Source organism: Flavobacterium sp. 1355 (genome assembly GCF_017833415.1).
GTDB lineage: Bacteria > Bacteroidota > Bacteroidia > Flavobacteriales > Flavobacteriaceae > Flavobacterium.
On the sequence record NZ_JAFICC010000003.1, the window covers coordinates 296,311 to 312,873 of the forward strand.

General features: G+C 35.5%; 11 protein-coding genes. 8 read left to right on the top strand and 3 right to left on the bottom strand.

Going from position 1 to position 16,563, the window contains the following annotated elements:
* Window positions 1–40: 40 nt before the first annotated feature.
* Complete coding sequence (locus JOD96_RS05405) at window positions 41–676, bottom strand: HAD family hydrolase (protein WP_209563248.1); 636 nt, start codon at window positions 674–676, stop codon at window positions 41–43.
* Window positions 677–756: 80 nt separating this feature from the next.
* Window positions 757–1,221: an NUDIX domain-containing protein gene (locus JOD96_RS05410; RefSeq protein ID WP_209563249.1), complete on the bottom strand. Its 465-nt coding sequence runs from the start codon at window positions 1,219–1,221 to the stop codon at window positions 757–759.
* Between the two features lie 237 nt (window positions 1,222–1,458).
* On the opposite strand from JOD96_RS05410, the gene JOD96_RS05415 reads away from it, so the two are divergent.
* Window positions 1,459–2,628, top strand: a complete 1,170-nt coding sequence (locus JOD96_RS05415) for a DUF4861 family protein (protein ID WP_209563250.1) — start codon at window positions 1,459–1,461, stop codon at window positions 2,626–2,628.
* A 111-nt stretch (window positions 2,629–2,739) separates the two neighbouring features.
* Here the strand turns inward: JOD96_RS05415 and JOD96_RS05420 are convergent, their stop codons facing one another.
* Window positions 2,740–3,825 carry a LacI family DNA-binding transcriptional regulator gene (locus JOD96_RS05420; protein WP_245188353.1) on the bottom strand — a complete coding sequence of 362 codons (1,086 nt, stop codon included), beginning with the start codon at window positions 3,823–3,825 and terminating at the stop codon, window positions 2,740–2,742.
* 129 nt (window positions 3,826–3,954) lie between these two features.
* Here JOD96_RS05420 and JOD96_RS05425 point away from each other — a divergent pair, with 129 nt between their 5' ends.
* From JOD96_RS05425 to JOD96_RS05455, 7 genes are all read left to right on the top strand, one after another.
* Window positions 3,955–4,404 (top strand): YhcH/YjgK/YiaL family protein, encoded by a 450-nt coding sequence (locus JOD96_RS05425; protein ID WP_209563251.1) that lies wholly within the window; start codon window positions 3,955–3,957, stop codon window positions 4,402–4,404.
* A 3-nt stretch (window positions 4,405–4,407) separates the two neighbouring features.
* On the top strand, window positions 4,408–5,073 hold the full coding sequence (locus JOD96_RS05430) for a bifunctional 4-hydroxy-2-oxoglutarate aldolase/2-dehydro-3-deoxy-phosphogluconate aldolase (RefSeq protein WP_209563252.1): 666 nt from the start codon (window positions 4,408–4,410) through the stop codon (window positions 5,071–5,073).
* A gap of 33 nt (window positions 5,074–5,106) precedes the next feature.
* Window positions 5,107–5,919, top strand: coding sequence for an SDR family oxidoreductase (locus JOD96_RS05435; protein WP_209563253.1), 813 nt, complete (start codon window positions 5,107–5,109; stop codon window positions 5,917–5,919).
* A 131-nt stretch (window positions 5,920–6,050) separates the two neighbouring features.
* Entirely contained in the window at window positions 6,051–7,235 is a 1,185-nt protein-coding gene (gene uxuA / locus JOD96_RS05440) for a mannonate dehydratase (protein WP_209563254.1), read from the top strand.
* Between the two features lie 236 nt (window positions 7,236–7,471).
* Window positions 7,472–9,109: a right-handed parallel beta-helix repeat-containing protein gene (locus JOD96_RS05445; protein WP_209563255.1), complete on the top strand. Its 1,638-nt coding sequence runs from the start codon at window positions 7,472–7,474 to the stop codon at window positions 9,107–9,109.
* 126 nt (window positions 9,110–9,235) lie between these two features.
* Window positions 9,236–13,333, top strand: a complete 4,098-nt coding sequence (locus JOD96_RS05450; protein ID WP_209563256.1) for a two-component regulator propeller domain-containing protein — start codon at window positions 9,236–9,238, stop codon at window positions 13,331–13,333.
* Window positions 13,334–13,545: 212 nt separating this feature from the next.
* The gene (locus JOD96_RS05455; RefSeq protein ID WP_209563257.1) at window positions 13,546–16,548 is read left to right on the top strand and encodes a SusC/RagA family TonB-linked outer membrane protein; all 3,003 of its coding nucleotides are present in this window, start codon (window positions 13,546–13,548) and stop codon (window positions 16,546–16,548) included.
* Window positions 16,549–16,563 lie beyond the last annotated feature (15 nt).

A 16,563-nucleotide genomic window follows, 5' to 3' on the forward strand; every position in this document is an offset into this window, starting at 1 on the left:
GAAAAACTGAACAAAGAAAAACCGAAACAAAAAATCTAAACTATTTTAAAAGAATTTCCAACTCTTCATACGAATGAAAGAGAATTGCGCCCTCATTTTCTAAATCTTCATTATTAAATCCATTAGCAAAACCATACACTCTAAAACCGCCACTTTTTGCAGACATAACTCCAGCTTTGCTATCTTCAATTACGACGCAGTCTTTTGCATCAAAGCCCATTTGTTTTGCAGCATGCAGAAAAATTCCGGGTTCTGGTTTCCAGCTGTTAATTTGGTAAGAACTAAACATCCTGTTTTCGAATTTATCCAATAGTCCCGCAACCTCAAGGTTCAGCCTGATTTTGTCTACCGGACCACTAGATGCAACACAATAAGGGATTTCTAATTTATTTATAAATTCAACAACGCCTTCCATTGGTTTGACCTGCGTTTTAAAAGCTTCAAAACTTTTTGCACGATATTCATTTTCAAAGCTTTCCGGAAGTTTTTTGGCAATCGAGGTTTCTATATGCTCAAAACATTCTTTTAGATTACGTCCGTTAAAATTGCGATAAGCGTCTTCGATTTTCATTTCAAAACCATGTTCTGCTGCCATAGAAAGCAAAATTCCGTTACCAATCTTTTCGGTATCAACAAGAACGCCATCACAATCAAAAATTATGCATTTTGTATTCATATATTAATATTTACAATTTTATCTGCCAGATTTGGCAAGAATGTAAATTACAAAATAATTTTTTAAAAAGTAAACTGAACTTAAAGTGAAGTCGAAATTCTGGAAACAATCTGAACAATAAAATCAGCTTGTGCAGGGTTTATTTTTTTTAAGGCTTCTCCAGTCTGAAACCATTCGGCTTTATCTATTTCAGGAAATTTTTTAAGGATTCCCGACTTTGGCGGCCATTCTATTTCAAAATCGTTACTTTTTATTAAAGCAACATCAATATCAAATTCTATCGCCCAGGCAAAAACAGTTTTGCCGGATTTGAGTTTTACAGGTTTAAGTGCTGTAAATTCACCTTCTAAATTAAAACCGGTTTCTTCCAGAAATTCTCTCTTTGCGGCTGTTAGAGCGTCTTCATCATCTGTAAATTCTCCTTTTGGAATTGACCAGCTCTCCAAATCCTTATTTTTCCAAAACGGTCCTCCGGGATGCACCAATAAAAAATAAATTGTTGCATCTATAAATTTGTAGAGTAATATGCCGGCGCTTTTTTTCATAAGAGAATATTTGTTTTTATAAAGATAATTAATCGTGATTAAATTTGATGTTTTTGAAATTAAGAAAAAGCTTTTTTGATCCTTATAAACATCTGATTATTAATTTTAAAAAATAATCTATTCCTTTTCTTAAAATACCTTTTGTACATATTTACTCCTATTACGTATTCTTAATTAGTTTTTGATTTGTACATTTATAAAGTACTATCAAGGCTTCATTAATTAAAATCTAATATTTTGAAAAAGCATATTTTATTAATCGCAATTCTGGCTGGAAATTTCGCCATCCATTCTCAGAACAAAATCGTTACAATTACCAATTCTCTTTCTGTAGATCGGGAGTTTGAAACAATTGAACTTACAAAAAAAATACTTGGTCTGCCGTCTTCTGCAAAACTGGAAAATTATGCTGTTAAGGAAACCAATTCAGGTTTAGCATTAGAAAGCCAAACTGTTGATAATGATGGAGACGGTGTTATGGATGTTTTATTATTTCAGCCCAAAATAAGTGCTTCTTCCCAAAAAGAATTTGAAATTAGTATGTCTGATTCATCACCAGAATCAAAAAATCTAAATTGTTATTCCAGATTTGTTCCAGAACGCACCGACGATTATGCATGGGAAAACAATAAAGTAGCGTTTAGAACTTATGGTCCCGTGGCCCAAAAAATGGTGGAAGATAATATTCCGGGCGGAACCCTGACAAGCGGAATTGATGCCTGGCTAAAGAGAGTTGATTATCCGATCATTAATAAATGGTACGAAAAAGCAACTAACGGAACGGGAACTTATCATAAGGATACCGGCGAAGGACTGGATAATTTTCACGTAGGTGACAGCCGCGGAATTGGCGGAATTGCAGTAAATGTGAACGGAAAATACTATTTCTCAAAAAACTTTGTAAGCTGGAAAACCATTACTACGGGACCAATCAGAACAAGTTTTATTCTGACGTATGCCGATTGGGATGCTAAGGGCAATAAAATAACTGAATCTAAATTGATCAGCCTCGATTATGGAAGTTACCTTTCGCGTTTTGAAATCTCTATTAAAGGTACAAAAAACATTGCAGCCGGAATCACGCTGCATAATAAGAAAGGCACGATTGGAACAAATCTCAAAGAAGGCTGGTTAAGTCATTGGGAACCCATAGATGATTCTGAAATTGGAACCGGTTTGGTTGCTCCAAAAGGAACTTTAATAAGTTTTGACAACCATGTTACAGATGAAAAAGATTTAAGCAATCTTTATGGAAATTTAAAAGTAAAAAATAATAAAGCAGTTTATTATGTTGGTTTTGGATGGAAAAAAGGAAGTCCCTATCAGAACAAAAAAGACTGGGAAGCCTACTTGAGTTCTTTTGCTAAAAAAATAAATAATCCGCTTACAGTAAAACTGAAGAAGTAACCACAATATTGTCATTGCGGGGAACGAAGCAATTTCTTTTGCTGAATCAAACTTTTTGTGTCTCATTAAGTTGTTTCGTTTCTCACAAATGACATAAATGAGAATCAAAAATCACTTTCCCGAAGGAAAATAATTTTCTTTTAAAATGATTTCCAAAGGAATATAATGCGTGCTTTCTATTGCTTCCTGCAAAACCAGTTTTTTATACAAATGACTGATTCCCATATACCCTTGCTCTTCGGGTCTTTGATTGATTAAGAAATCGATGATTCCTTTGTTCAGATATTCTATATTTTCTTTTAATAAATCGTAGCCGATAATCCGAACACCTTTTATATTGTTTTTTTCTAAAAACCGGGCAACAATATACGCTCTGGAATTTGGCACAAAAACACTATTGATTCCCGAAAATGTATCCATACTCAATTGATCAATTCCCGAATCTTTTATGGTTACTTCAGAAAACTTAAAATTGGTGAGTTCATCGTGATCTTTAAAAAAAGAATAAAATCCGTCGATTCGCTGCAGGTAAACAGAAGTACTTTCTATTTCTCTTGCTATTTTAAAAATCAAAACCTGTCTTTCGTTTTTGACTGCAAAACTAATTAGCCTTCCGGCAAGATAACCGCTCTGAAAAGCATCCTGTCCCACATAAGCATGTTTCTGATTGATTTTTAAATTAGAATCTATCATAACCACCGGAATGTTCTTTTTTTCATATTCGTTTAAAAACCGAACCGATTCTTCATAAAATATAGGAGCAAATAGTAAACCGTCACATTCAAAATCTAAAACTTTTGCTACCGATTCTTTAAAGGAAGCTGTATTAAAATCATAGAAAAAATAGTCCAGTGCCACTCCAAATTTTACAAACTCCAAAGCCGCCCTTTCAATTCCGGCAATTTGACTTTTCCAATATTCAAGATTTTCATACTTAGGCAAAAAGACAGCAAAACGAAATTTTTTGTTTAAGGCCAGATTACTTGCCAGAATGTTTCGCTTATAACCGTATTTTTCGATAATAGCATTTACCTTATCTACATTTTCCTGCGCAACCTGCCCGCGATTATGAATAATCCTGTCGACTGTTCCTGTTGAAACATTGGCTAATTCTGCTATTTTTTTTATCGTTATGATATACTTTGTCTTTAAGTTAAAATGATTCTGTAAACGCGTAAAATTAATTTTTTTTATCAAAGATAAATTGTTTTAGTTAACTTTTTCTATACATTTGTAAATATCCGTGTGCGTACACGAAAAAAATATTTTCTTTATTTTAAAAGAGATATTTTAATCTCAAATACAACATATTCAACACACTATAAAATGATAATCGATTCATTACAAAACGCCGCAAAATATTATGCTTTGCATCCGAATTTTAAAAACGCTTTTGATTATGTCAGTCAAAATGACATTTCAAAATTAGAAGAAGGAGTTTTTGAAATAACAGAAGGTTTAAAAATAATTGTAATTGCCGGCGAAGGAACAACAAGAGAAGAAAGCATAAAAGGTTTTGAATGCCATGACAAAAACATTGACATTCAGATTTCTATACAAGGACCCGAAACTTTTGCATGGAAACCAAGGGAGAAATGCGTAAGTCCAAACGGAGATTATAATGACGAGCGAGATGTACGTTTCTTTTATGATGCACCGGATATGTTTTTTCAATTGCAGGAAAATCAGTTTGCTATTTTATTTCCAGACGATGTGCATGCTGCGATGATTGGCGAAGGATTATTAAAAAAAGTCGTTTTTAAAGTAAAAATTTAAGCTATGAATACTATTCAAAATTCAATAGATGTTATTGTAAAACAAGGCGTTCTGCCATTGTATTTCAATACGGATGAAAATAAAAGTGTCGAAATTCTAAAAGTATTGTATAAAGCCGGAATCAAGGCGGTCGAATATACTAACCGCGGTCCTGAAGCGGTATCGAATTTTAGAAAAATGGTCGAAGTTCGGGATGCCGAATTACCGGGAATGCTTTTGGGAATTGGTACAATCAAAAATATTGAGCAGGCAGAAGAATTCTACAAAATTGGAGCCGACTTTTTTATAAGTCCGGGTTTTGTTGCCGAAGTTTCGGATTTCCTCCGAAGCAAAGAAGTATTGTATGCTCCGGGCTGTATGACGCCTACAGAAATTATTACGGCTGAAAATGCCGGAGTTAAATTCATTAAACTTTTTCCGGGAAATATTTTAGGCCCGGATTTCCTTAGTGGCATAAAAGATATTTTTCCGAACTTAATTTTTATGCCTACAGGCGGTGTTGATACGACATTACAAAGTATCGAGAGTTGGTTCTCTGCAGGAGTTTCGGCAGTGGGTATGGGAAGCAAACTCATCAGTAAAAAACTAATGGATTATGATGCTTATGATACAATAGAAAAAGAAACTTTAAAAGTTTTGGATTTGATAGAGACAGTAAGAAAAAAGTAAAATAGTAAGTACCCAATAAATCATATAATTTAAATGAATTCAATATTTAATCTTAAAGGAAAAATTGCCCTTATTACAGGTGGTGCCGGAGTATTAGGAAGCAATTTTGCAAACGTTTTGGCCAAACAGGGCGTAATCACAGGAATCGTTTCCCAATCAATTGAAAAAGCAAATAGTACTGTTGCAGCCATACAAAAAAATGGCGGAGAAGCTTTTGCAATACAAGCCAATGTATTGAACAAAGAAGAATTAGAAAAGGCAAAAGATTTTATTGTTGAAAAATACGGCCGCCTCGATATTTTGATTAATGCTGCCGGAGGAAATATGCCGGGCGCAACAATCAGACCTGATCAGGCAATTTATGATTTGCAAACAGAGGATTTACAAAAAGTGGTGGATTTGAATATTATCGGAACGATGCTTCCTTCGCAGGTTTTCTCAGAACTTTTTGCAAAACAGAAACAGGGAAATATTATTAATATTTCATCGGCATCGGCACAAAGACCTTTAACAAGAGTTGTAGGGTATTCGGCATCTAAAGCTGCGATAGATAATTTTACCCAATGGATGGCTGTTGAACTGGCTTCAAAATACGGTGAAGGAATTCGTGTAAACGCTATTTCGCCGGGCTTTTTTATCGGAGAACAAAACCGCGCTTTATTATTGGAACCAGATGGAAAATTAACGCCAAGAGGTCAAAAAATTATAGAACATACCCCAATGGGAAGATTTGGAACTCCGGAAGATATTGATGGTGCACTTTTATTCTTATGCAGTGATATGTCAAAATTTGTAACCGGAACAATCCTGAAAGTCGATGGCGGATTTGCTGCGACAAGTATTTAAACCGACCAACTTCCTGCAAGGTTTTCACAACCTTGTAGGTTTAAATTCAGGCTTTTTATAAATAAAAACTTTAAAATCAGACCTACAAGGTTTTATAAACCTTGCAGGAATCAAAAAATAAACAATCAAAAATGGAACAAACGCTAAGATGGTTCGGCCCAAACGATCCGGTTTCTTTACAAGACATTCTGCAAACCGGAGCAACCGGAATTGTAACGGCATTACACCATATACCGAATGGGCAAGTATGGCAAATTGAGGAAATTATAAAAAGAAAAGTTGAAATCGAACATAAGGATGGTGATCCCAAAAATGGCGCTTCGGGCCTGATTTGGTCAGTTGTTGAAAGTATCCCGGTTCACGAAGACATAAAAAAACAAACAGGAAATTATCTTCAATACATTGAAAATTATAAAGAAAGCATCAGAAATCTGGCTTTGTGCGGTATAAAATGCATTTGCTATAATTTTATGCCCGTTTTAGACTGGTCAAGAACTGATCTGTCTTATGAAGTTCCGGACGGATCAAAAGCGTTACGATTTGATATCAATGCTTTTGCTGCTTTTGAATTGTTTATTCTTAAAAGACCGGGAGCAGAAAAAGAATATTCGCTGGAACAGATTCAGAAAGCAAGAAATTATTTTGATGCAATGTCTAATGCTGATAAAGTAAAACTTCAGCAAAACATTCTTGCCGGACTTCCGGGCGCAGAAGAAGCCTATACTGTCGAAGATTTTCTGATTACCCTAAGTGGCTACAACCACATTGACAGACAAAAATTAAAAGACAATCTTTTTTACTTTTTAAGAGAAATTATTCCTGTGGCAGAAAAAGCAGGCGTATTAATGGCCATACACCCAGACGATCCTCCCTACCCTATTTTAGGACTGCCAAGAGTGGTAAGCACCGAGGAAGATTTGATTGAACTTATGGGAGCAATTGACTCCAAATCAAACGGATTTACAATGTGTACCGGTTCGTATGGTGTAAGGGCAGATAATGATTTACCGGGAATAGTAAGACGCCATGGTGATAAAATGAATTTTATTCACTTAAGAAGTACTGAAAGAGATGAAGAAGGCAGTTTTTACGAAGCCAATCACTTAGAAGGTGATGTTGATATGTACGAAGTTGTAAAAGCGATTATTGAAGTTGAAAAAAGAAACGGAAGAAATTTGCCTATGCGTCCCGATCATGGACATCAGATGCTGGATGATTTAAAGAAAAAGACAAATCCTGGCTATTCAGGAATTGGCCGATTAAGAGGGTTAGCCGAATTAAGAGGTCTTGAAATGGGGATTAAACGATCTTTATAAAAGTTTTGCCACGAAGGCGCTAAGACGCATTTTTTTGTTTCACGCAGATTTGCTCTCATTTTTATCATTTCGACGGAGGAGAAATCACACACGGGGCTCTACAAGATTGGCGATTTTGATTGCGGATATTCTAGTGTGATTTCTCCTCCGTCGAAATGACAAGATTATGATAAAAACTTAGTGCCTTAGTGCTTTCGTGGCAAACTAAACTAACTACCACCAAAAACCACAAAACCATGAATCGTCAAACCATTGCCATTTGCTGCAGTCTTTTTGTCAATAGTATTGTATTTAGTCAGCAAGTGCCTAAAATACTTACTGATACAAAAACGAATTATTTACCTGATTTTAGTTATGCCGGATATCATTTTGGCGAAAAAAACATTCCCGATTTTCAGGGTACAATTGTAAATGCAACAGATTACGGCGTAAAGGCCAATGACGATTTAGACGACTCCAAAGCGCTTTTAAAAGCTATAAAAGCGGCAAATGCTGTTGAAGGAAATGTGATACTGCTATTACCGGCCGGAAGAATCATACTAAGTGATATATTGTATATCGAAAGAAGCAATTTTGTGTTTCGCGGCACAGGTTCCGGAGAAAAAGGAACAGAAATTTACTGTCCGAGACCGATGATGTATCTTAAAGATCCTGAAGCTCTGGCTGAGCTAAGAGAATATCTTACCACTTTTGATAAAAGACAACGGGAGAAAGAAAACAATATCGATTTGCCATTTTCGCAATATGCATGGTCGGGTGGCTTTATCTGGACGCAAGTTCCGAATGAGCGTGTAAAATCATATCTTGATAAATACGAACCAACCCCTGTTGTACTGGCAAAAGTCAGCAATGGTACTATGGGCGAACATATCATAACCGTTTCTGATGTAAACGGATTAAAAGTTGGTGATGTAGCAGAACTGCAATTGTTTAACAAAGACGGCGAAAATGGCGAAATCATTAAAGATTTATACAAAGGTGCCAATGTCAAACCGGGATCGCATCACTGGCAATTTCCAAAATTGCCGATCGTAAGGCAACAGGTTGAAATCACGAAAATATCTGGTTCTAAAATAACACTAAAAGCCCCATTAACCATTTCGATAAAACCGGGTTACCAGGCACAATTGACAGAATGGAAACATTTAAATGAAGTCGGAATTGAGGATCTTCGTTTTACTTTTCCTGATATTCCAAGAGTGGCCCATCATGTTGAGCCGGGAAATAATGGCATTTTTTTAACGCGTGTTTTTAACAGCTGGGTAAAAAATGTCGTAATAACCAATGCTGACAGCGGAATTTTGGCTGAAGAAATTGCCAATGTTACTATTGAGAATATTGTAACCGACGGAAACCATATGGCTCATTATACAGTAACCTTGGGTGGGGTACACAATGTTTTGGTTAAAAATCTTAAAGTGTACAATAAAGCAGTCCATCCGTTGAGTTTCAATACGTTTTCTACCAAAAATGTGTATAAGGATTGTGAAGTTTTTGCTGACCCTATTCTCGATCAGCATTCGGGTGCCAATCATCAAAATTTGTTTGATCATATTACGGTGCATTTTTCTGCAGACCAAAAAAATAGTTATGCCTTATTTGGCGGTGGCGGTGCTGATTACTGGAAACCTTCACACGGGCCTTACAGTACTTTCTGGAATTTAAATATTCAGGTGTCTAATCCTGAAGAAATAACAAAACCTGTATTATTGTACGGAATGAAAGACGGCCCGTTTGCAAGAATTATTGGTGTGAACGGCAATGCCAAATTCGAAGTAAAATATGAACCTGAGCCTTATATCGAGTTTGTAAATACATCAATGGAAAGAATTCCTTCTTTGTATGAGTATCAATTGCAAAGACGTTTGAAATAATTTATGCCACGAAGGCACAAAGGCGCAAAGTTTTTTTTCAGATTAGATTTAATCGCGCAAAGTCGCAAAGCCTCAAAGTTTAAATTCTTTGTGACTTTGTGACTTTGTGGCCAAAACCTCAATGCTATGAAATACAAAATAGCTTTTCTCGTAATCGTATTTATTTTCGGAAATGCATTTTCCCAAAATAAATACCGTCTTAAAAATATTTCAACAACCGACGGACTTTCACAGAGTTCTGTCATTGCCATACATCAGGATAAATTTGGACAAATGTGGTTTGGAACCCGCGACGGACTCAATAAATATGATGGCAGCAAATTTACCATTTTCAGGAATGATGCTTTTGACAAAACCACGATCAGCAATAATGATATTCTGGCTATTGAGGAAGACAATTCTGGAAAATTATGGGTGGGAACTTATAACGGTCTTAATTGCTACGATCCTGTATCGAATACTTTTAAAAGATATTTACATAATAATACCAATCATACCATAAGCAGTAATGCCGTTTGGTGCATCAAGGAAATTGGCAATGAACTCTGGTTTGGAACTTCGAAAGGATTGAGTATTCTGAACAAAAAAACAAATCTTTTTACATCTGTTTTTCACTCAGATACAGATGTTTTTACTTTGCCAAGCAACAATATTCTAAGTATTGCAAAAACTAAAAAAGGTGAAATATGGATTGGGACAACAAAAGGTTTATGTAAGCTTGTAAACCGAAAAAATGGTAAACTGACTTTTAGAAATTATCCTTTAAATACTACAGATCTTCTTAATGTGCAGGCGATTGCAGAAGATGCACAAGGCAACTTATGGATTGGAACAAAAAACAAAGGACTTTTAAAATTTGACGGGTCTACAAACAAATTTGTCTCTTTTTTACCGGCCGAAAAACACATAGAAATAAATCCTGATATCCGCTCTTTAGTTTTTGACAAAGAGGGTTCTTTATGGATTGGGGCTTACGACGGAATTTACATTTACGGTAAAGACAAGAGTCTTGAAAAAATAAATAATAGCAATAACAATAACGGGATTGATAAGGTAAAATCTGTGTTTGTTGACAAAAAAGGTTCTGTATGGATTGGCTGTTATTACAAAGGCGTGAATATTTGGGATGCTTCTAATGTTAACTTCTCGAATTACAATCAGAATTCAAAAAAGATTCCGATGAGTTTTGATGTAGTGAGTTCAATCATCTCAGACAAAAACAAAAACATCTATTTTGGTACCGAAGGAGGCGGAATAACTATTTATAATCCAAATACTTCTGTTACGAGTTATATCAACAGTAAAACCGGACAAACGAATAAAAATGATATCAAATCAATGTGCCTTTCTCAGGATAATATGCTATGGATTGGTACTTTCTCCAAAGGAATTTCGGTTTATAATACCATTTCTAAAAGAATGGACAACAATCGGATTTCCCCTGAATTAAGTGAGTTTTTAAAAGAAACCGGTGTTTATTCCATTAAAACAGATGCAAACGGGATTGTCTGGATTGGAACTTTTGGTAAAGGTCTCATTCGCTATAATACTGTTAATAAGACTTTTGAAATAATTACAAATGATAATACAAAACCCAATTTCCTGACCAATAATATCATCAGAACCCTCTTGGTTGATAAAAAGAACAACCTTTGGGTTGGCAGTCAAAACGGGCTTAATTACATTTCGCTAAATAATTTTAATCCAAATCATTATTCTATTCAACATTACTTTTACGACAGTGCTTCTTTATCGGGAGATGATATCCTGACTTTGTTTCAGGACAGTCAGAATAAAATCTGGGTGGGCACAAAAGCAAAAGGACTGCACTATTTTGATGGAAAAAAATTCAAAAAAATTAATTTGAGAATCGGCAATACCATCATAACTTCGGTACACTCGATTTTAGAAGATGACGATAAAAACCTTTGGATCAGCAGTAATCAGGGAATTATAAAATATAGTACAACAAATAAAACCGTTGTTCTGTATGATCAGAAAGACGGTTTGGCAAGCAATGAATTCAACGATAATTCTGCATTAAAACTGGATTCAAATAAATTTTATTTCGGAAGTCCTTCCGGTGCTACATATTTTGACGCCAAAAAAATCTCGATAAACACCTATGCCCCGCAGGTATTGATTACAAACCTGAAAATTAAAAATCAGACTATTAATCCAAATGATACTGCCGAAATTTTAGAGAAAAGCATTGGTTATACGCAAAACATAACGCTCGATTATGACAAGGCTAATTTCTCGATAAGTTTTGCAATTCCAAATTACATCCGATCCAAAAATAATCAATACAGTTACCGCTTAATTGGCCTGGAAAATAACTGGACCACAACCAAAAACAGTGAAGCAATTTTTGCCATTCAGAATCCCGGAACTTATGTTTTTGAAGTAAAAGGTGCCAACAATGACGGCGTCTGGAACAGCGCTCCTACTACACTCACTGTGACTGTAAATCCAGCACCGTGGCGAAGCGTGTGGGCGTTTTTGCTGTACGGAATTTTAATCGGACTGGCTTTGTATGGTTTAATGTGGATTATTAAATCTAAAGCCATATTAAAACAAAAATTAGAACTCGAATATCTGGAAACCAAACGTATAGAAGAAAATAATCGGGCAAAACTGGATTTCTTTACAAATATTTCACACGAGTTCAGAACACCTTTAACCTTGATACTTGGGCCATTACAGCAAATATTAGCCGATTATAATGGTACTAATGAAATGTACAAAAAACTGTTGGTTATAGAAGGAAGTGCCAATCATCTTCTAAATCTGATTAACAGACTGATGGACTTCAGAAAACTCGAAAATCATCAGGTCAGGCTTGAATCTGCCAACGGAAATATCGTGAAATTTACGCGTGAAATTTTTCTTTCTTTTATTGAATATGCCAAAGATGGCGGCTACAACTATACTTTTGAGGCTGAAGAAGAGGAAATTCTGGTCTATTTTGACCGATATAAACTAGAGCGTGTTTTTTATAATTTGATTTCAAACGCTTTTAGATACACTCCAAAAGGCGGAAATATCCATATCAAAATTAGTCATGATGATGCAAATTTATTCATTAACGTAGAAGATTCCGGCGTTGGAATAGCAGAAGAGCATATTGATAAAATTTTTGATTTATTTTTTGAAATTCCGATGCACAACAACGTTCAGAAAAATTACAATAAAGGAACAGGAATTGGTTTGTCAATTGTAAAAAACATTGTAAAACTTCATAAAGGAAACATTGAGGTTGTCAATAAAAAATCATCCGAAGGTGTAATTTTTACGGTAACGCTTCCGCTTGGCAGTGCACATCTTCAGGAAAGTGAGATCATCAAAGATTTTAAAATAAGTGATGATATCGAACAATATACGGCACAGCTTGAAACTGCAGAAATAGCGGAACATGAGGATATTGAAGATTTTATTGTAAATGGAGAAAAACAAACTATCCTGATTGTTGAAGATCACAAAGTACTGCGAAACTTCATAAAAAACCTGCTCAAAAAAGAGTACAATATAATTGTAGCAGACAACGGAAAAACGGCTTTGGAAAAAGCGTTGCAATATGTTCCGAATTTAATTATCAGCGACGTAATTATGCCCGAAATGGTGGGTACAGAGCTTTGTTCCCAAATAAAACAAAACCTGAAAACCAGCCATATTCCCGTAATATTACTGACATCGAGATCTTCTCTGGTCTATAAATTTGAAGGCCTCGAAAGCGGTGCTGATGATTATATCAGTAAACCTTTTAATTTAATTGAATTTAAACTAAGGGTAAAAAACCTGCTGAATTCAACAGAAAGACTAAAAGCGAAGTTTTCCAGTGAAGACAATTTTGTCCCATCAGAAATAACGGTTTCTTCGCTTGACGAGGAATTATTAAAAAAGGCCTTTAAAATTGTAGAAGAAAATATTTCGAACGAGCAGTTTGATATTCCGTTTTTCTGTTCAGAATTAGGGGTAAGCCGTACAATGTTATTTTTGAAAATAAAAGCTTGGACGAATTTTACGCCAAACGAATTTATTCATGAAGTACGATTAAAACGTGCTGCCCAATTATTGGAATTAAACAAATTAAACGTTTCTGAAGTAAGTTATAAAGTCGGTTTTAACAATCCGAAATACTTCAGTAAATGCTTCCAGAAAAGATATGGAGAAACTCCGTCACAATTTGCTGACAAATTTTCAAAACCATTATCTGTATTTTAAAAATCCAGTGTTTTCAAGGCTTTAAAAAAGGGTATCTGTATTTTTAGATACCCTTTTTTGTATTTCTATATCCTTTTCGGCTTATACATTTGTCATATGAAATTCAAAAAAACAAAATTCATATTACTACAAATTCTATTCATGATGTTAATAATAGGAATGAGTTTATTGCTTTTTTATTTTATCTAACATTAACCTTAAACCAAAAATGAATGTTTACAAACCAAAAAATTAAGTCGCTTAAATGGTGCTTTCTGGTAGTCTTATTACTTGGAAACATCGTTATGAATGCACAGGACAGAAAAGTCACCGGAAAAGTTACTTCCAGTGAAGACTTACTCGGGCTTCCTGGTGCCAATGTATATGTCAAAGGTTCTTCTGTGGGAGGAACTGCAGATATGGACGGAAATTATTCTGTTTTTGTTTCAGAAAAAAATGCCGTTCTGGTTTTCAATTTTGTCGGATATCAGTCAGTTGAAATTCCGATAGGCAACAAAACTGTGGTAAATGTCAGTTTAAAACCAGACACCAAAAACCTTGAAGAAGTGATTGTAGTGGGTTACGGTACACGTAAAAAGAGCGATATAACAGGTTCAGTTTCTTCGGTAACGGCAAAAGAACTTACGGCTTATCCTCTGCTAAATGCCGAACAGGCTTTGCAGGGACGTGCAGCGGGTGTTGCTGTACAGTCTAATAATGGCGGTGAGCCGGGTGCTCCGGTAAAAATCAGGGTTCGTGGCGGAACGTCTATCAATGCGAGTGGAGATGCCCTTATTGTTGTAGATGGTTTTGCAGGTGTTTCTATGCCGGCACCTCAGGATATTGCTTCTATTGAGGTTCTTAAAGATGCTTCTGCAACTGCAATATACGGATCAAGAGGATCAAATGGGGTTATTATGGTGACAACCAAAAAAGGGAAGCCCGGAAAACCGGTAATCGAATTCAGTAATTCGACTTCTATACAAACGGTTAATAACAAACTGCATTTATTAAACGCAGATCAGTTTGTGGCGTACAGAAAAAGTTTTACCACACATACTGCAGCCGGCGAAAACACAGACTGGCAGGATGTTATTTATCGTGACGGAATGATTTCGAATACACAATTATCTTTTTCGGGTGGTTCTGATAAAATAAGATATTATGTGTCGGGAACTTATTTTAACCAGGACGGAGTTGTAATCAATTCAGGAATTGACAAATACACTATTGTGAGTAATCTTGAAGCTGATTTGACCGATAAATTTAAAGTGGGTTTAAATACTTTTCAAAGCAAACAAAACAAAGAAGGAATTATCAGCCAGACAGGTGCCGGTGGTACAGGTGCAGCGGGTGTAATTGCTTCTGCATACCGATTTATGCCTGACAAAGGAATTTATAATGCAGATGGCACTTTTACTTCTACAGCGCCAATCGGAGATGATATAGATAATCCGTATGCAACGGCGATGGAAAATATTCTGGAGACAGTTTCTATTGTAAACAGGAATAATTTCTTTGCTTCTTATCAAATCACAAAAGATCTTAACTTTAAGACTACTTTAGGTTTAACAGATAATAACTCGCAAACCGGGAGATTTACCCCTTCAACTTTAATTGCCGGAAGAAACATCAAAGGAGAAGCTTCTGTAAACAATACAAGATTTTCTTCTTTCCTGACAGAAAATTATCTGACTTTTAAACGTGAAATTATTAACAAAGGAGTTCTGACTGTATTGGGAGGTTATTCATATCAAAAAAACAAAAACGAAAGTTCGTATGCTGCTTCGAGAGGATTTTTGACCAATACAAACTCTTACCGCAATTTGGGAGCCGGAACTGTATTCTTAAAACCGGATTCTAATTTATCTGAAACCGAATTAATTTCTGCTTTCGGAAGGCTGAATTTTGATTACGATGATAAATACTTACTAACTTTTACTGCCAGACGAGATGGTTCTTCGAGCTTTAGTAAAAATTACAAATACGGAACTTTTCCTTCTGGAGCAATTGGATGGAATATTAGTAAGGAAAATTTCTTAAAAGACAGCAAAACAGTTTCAAATCTTAAATTGAGAGCAAGTTACGGAGCAACTGGTAACCCGTCGATTGGCGCGTACTCTACGCTTTCAAGATTCTCTGAAATTTATGATGTGAGCGGTGACGTGATTGTAAATGCTGTTCAGTTAACTTCATTGGATAATCCTAACTTAAAATGGGAAACTTCATACCAGCAGGATTACGGAATCGATTTGGGTTTGTTTGATAACAGAATCAGCCTTACAGCAGATTATTATAAAACGATTACCAAAGATTTATTATTCAACAGACCGCTTCCGGGAGTTTCGGGAATTGCTTCCCAGCTTCAAAACGTTGGTGAATTAGAAAATAAAGGATGGGAATTAGGTATCAATACCAAAAACTTTATTGGTGCAGATTTTACATGGTCGACAAACTTTAATATTTCTTCAAACAAAAATAAAGTATTAAAATTGGCCGATAATAAAGATCTTTTGATTAACTCTGCTCCTGGTCACTTCCTGGCGACAGAATCGCAAATTTTAAGAGTGGGACAGCCGGTAGGTTCTTTTTTCGGGTTTGTTTATGACGGTGTAATCCAGCAGGGAGAAACTGTTTTACCAGGAAATTTTGAAACTGCGCCGGGTGGAGAAAAATTCAGGGATGTAAACGGTGACGGAAAATTAGATTCACAGGACAAAACCATTATCGGGAATCCTAATCCGGATTTTATTTTCGGTTTAAATAATGATTTCACTTATAAAAATCTGGATTTAAATATCTTTTTCCAGGGCTCACAAGGCAATGAGATCTTAAACTATACTTTGATGGAACTGGCTTCCGGAAACAACAATGCTACAACAGAAGTACTCGATGCATGGACTCCGGCCAATACCGATACTAATGTTCCTGCAAATGCCGCAAGAACAAAAAGAATTACATCAAGATTTGTTTACGATGCAAGTTATATCCGTTTAAAAAACATCTCATTGGGATATAGCTTAAGCGAAAGAATTGTTTCGAAAATAGGATTAACCAAAGTTCGTTTTTACATCAGTGCACAAAACCTTTGGACGATTACAGATTATCCGGGTTCAGATCCTGAAACCAATTACTTAAATGATACCAACTCAAGAAGTAATACCAATTTAGGATTGGATTATGGAGGATATCCAAACGTGAAGACGTTTACAGCAGGATTTAATGTAAAATTTTAGTCTAATAAAAAATAT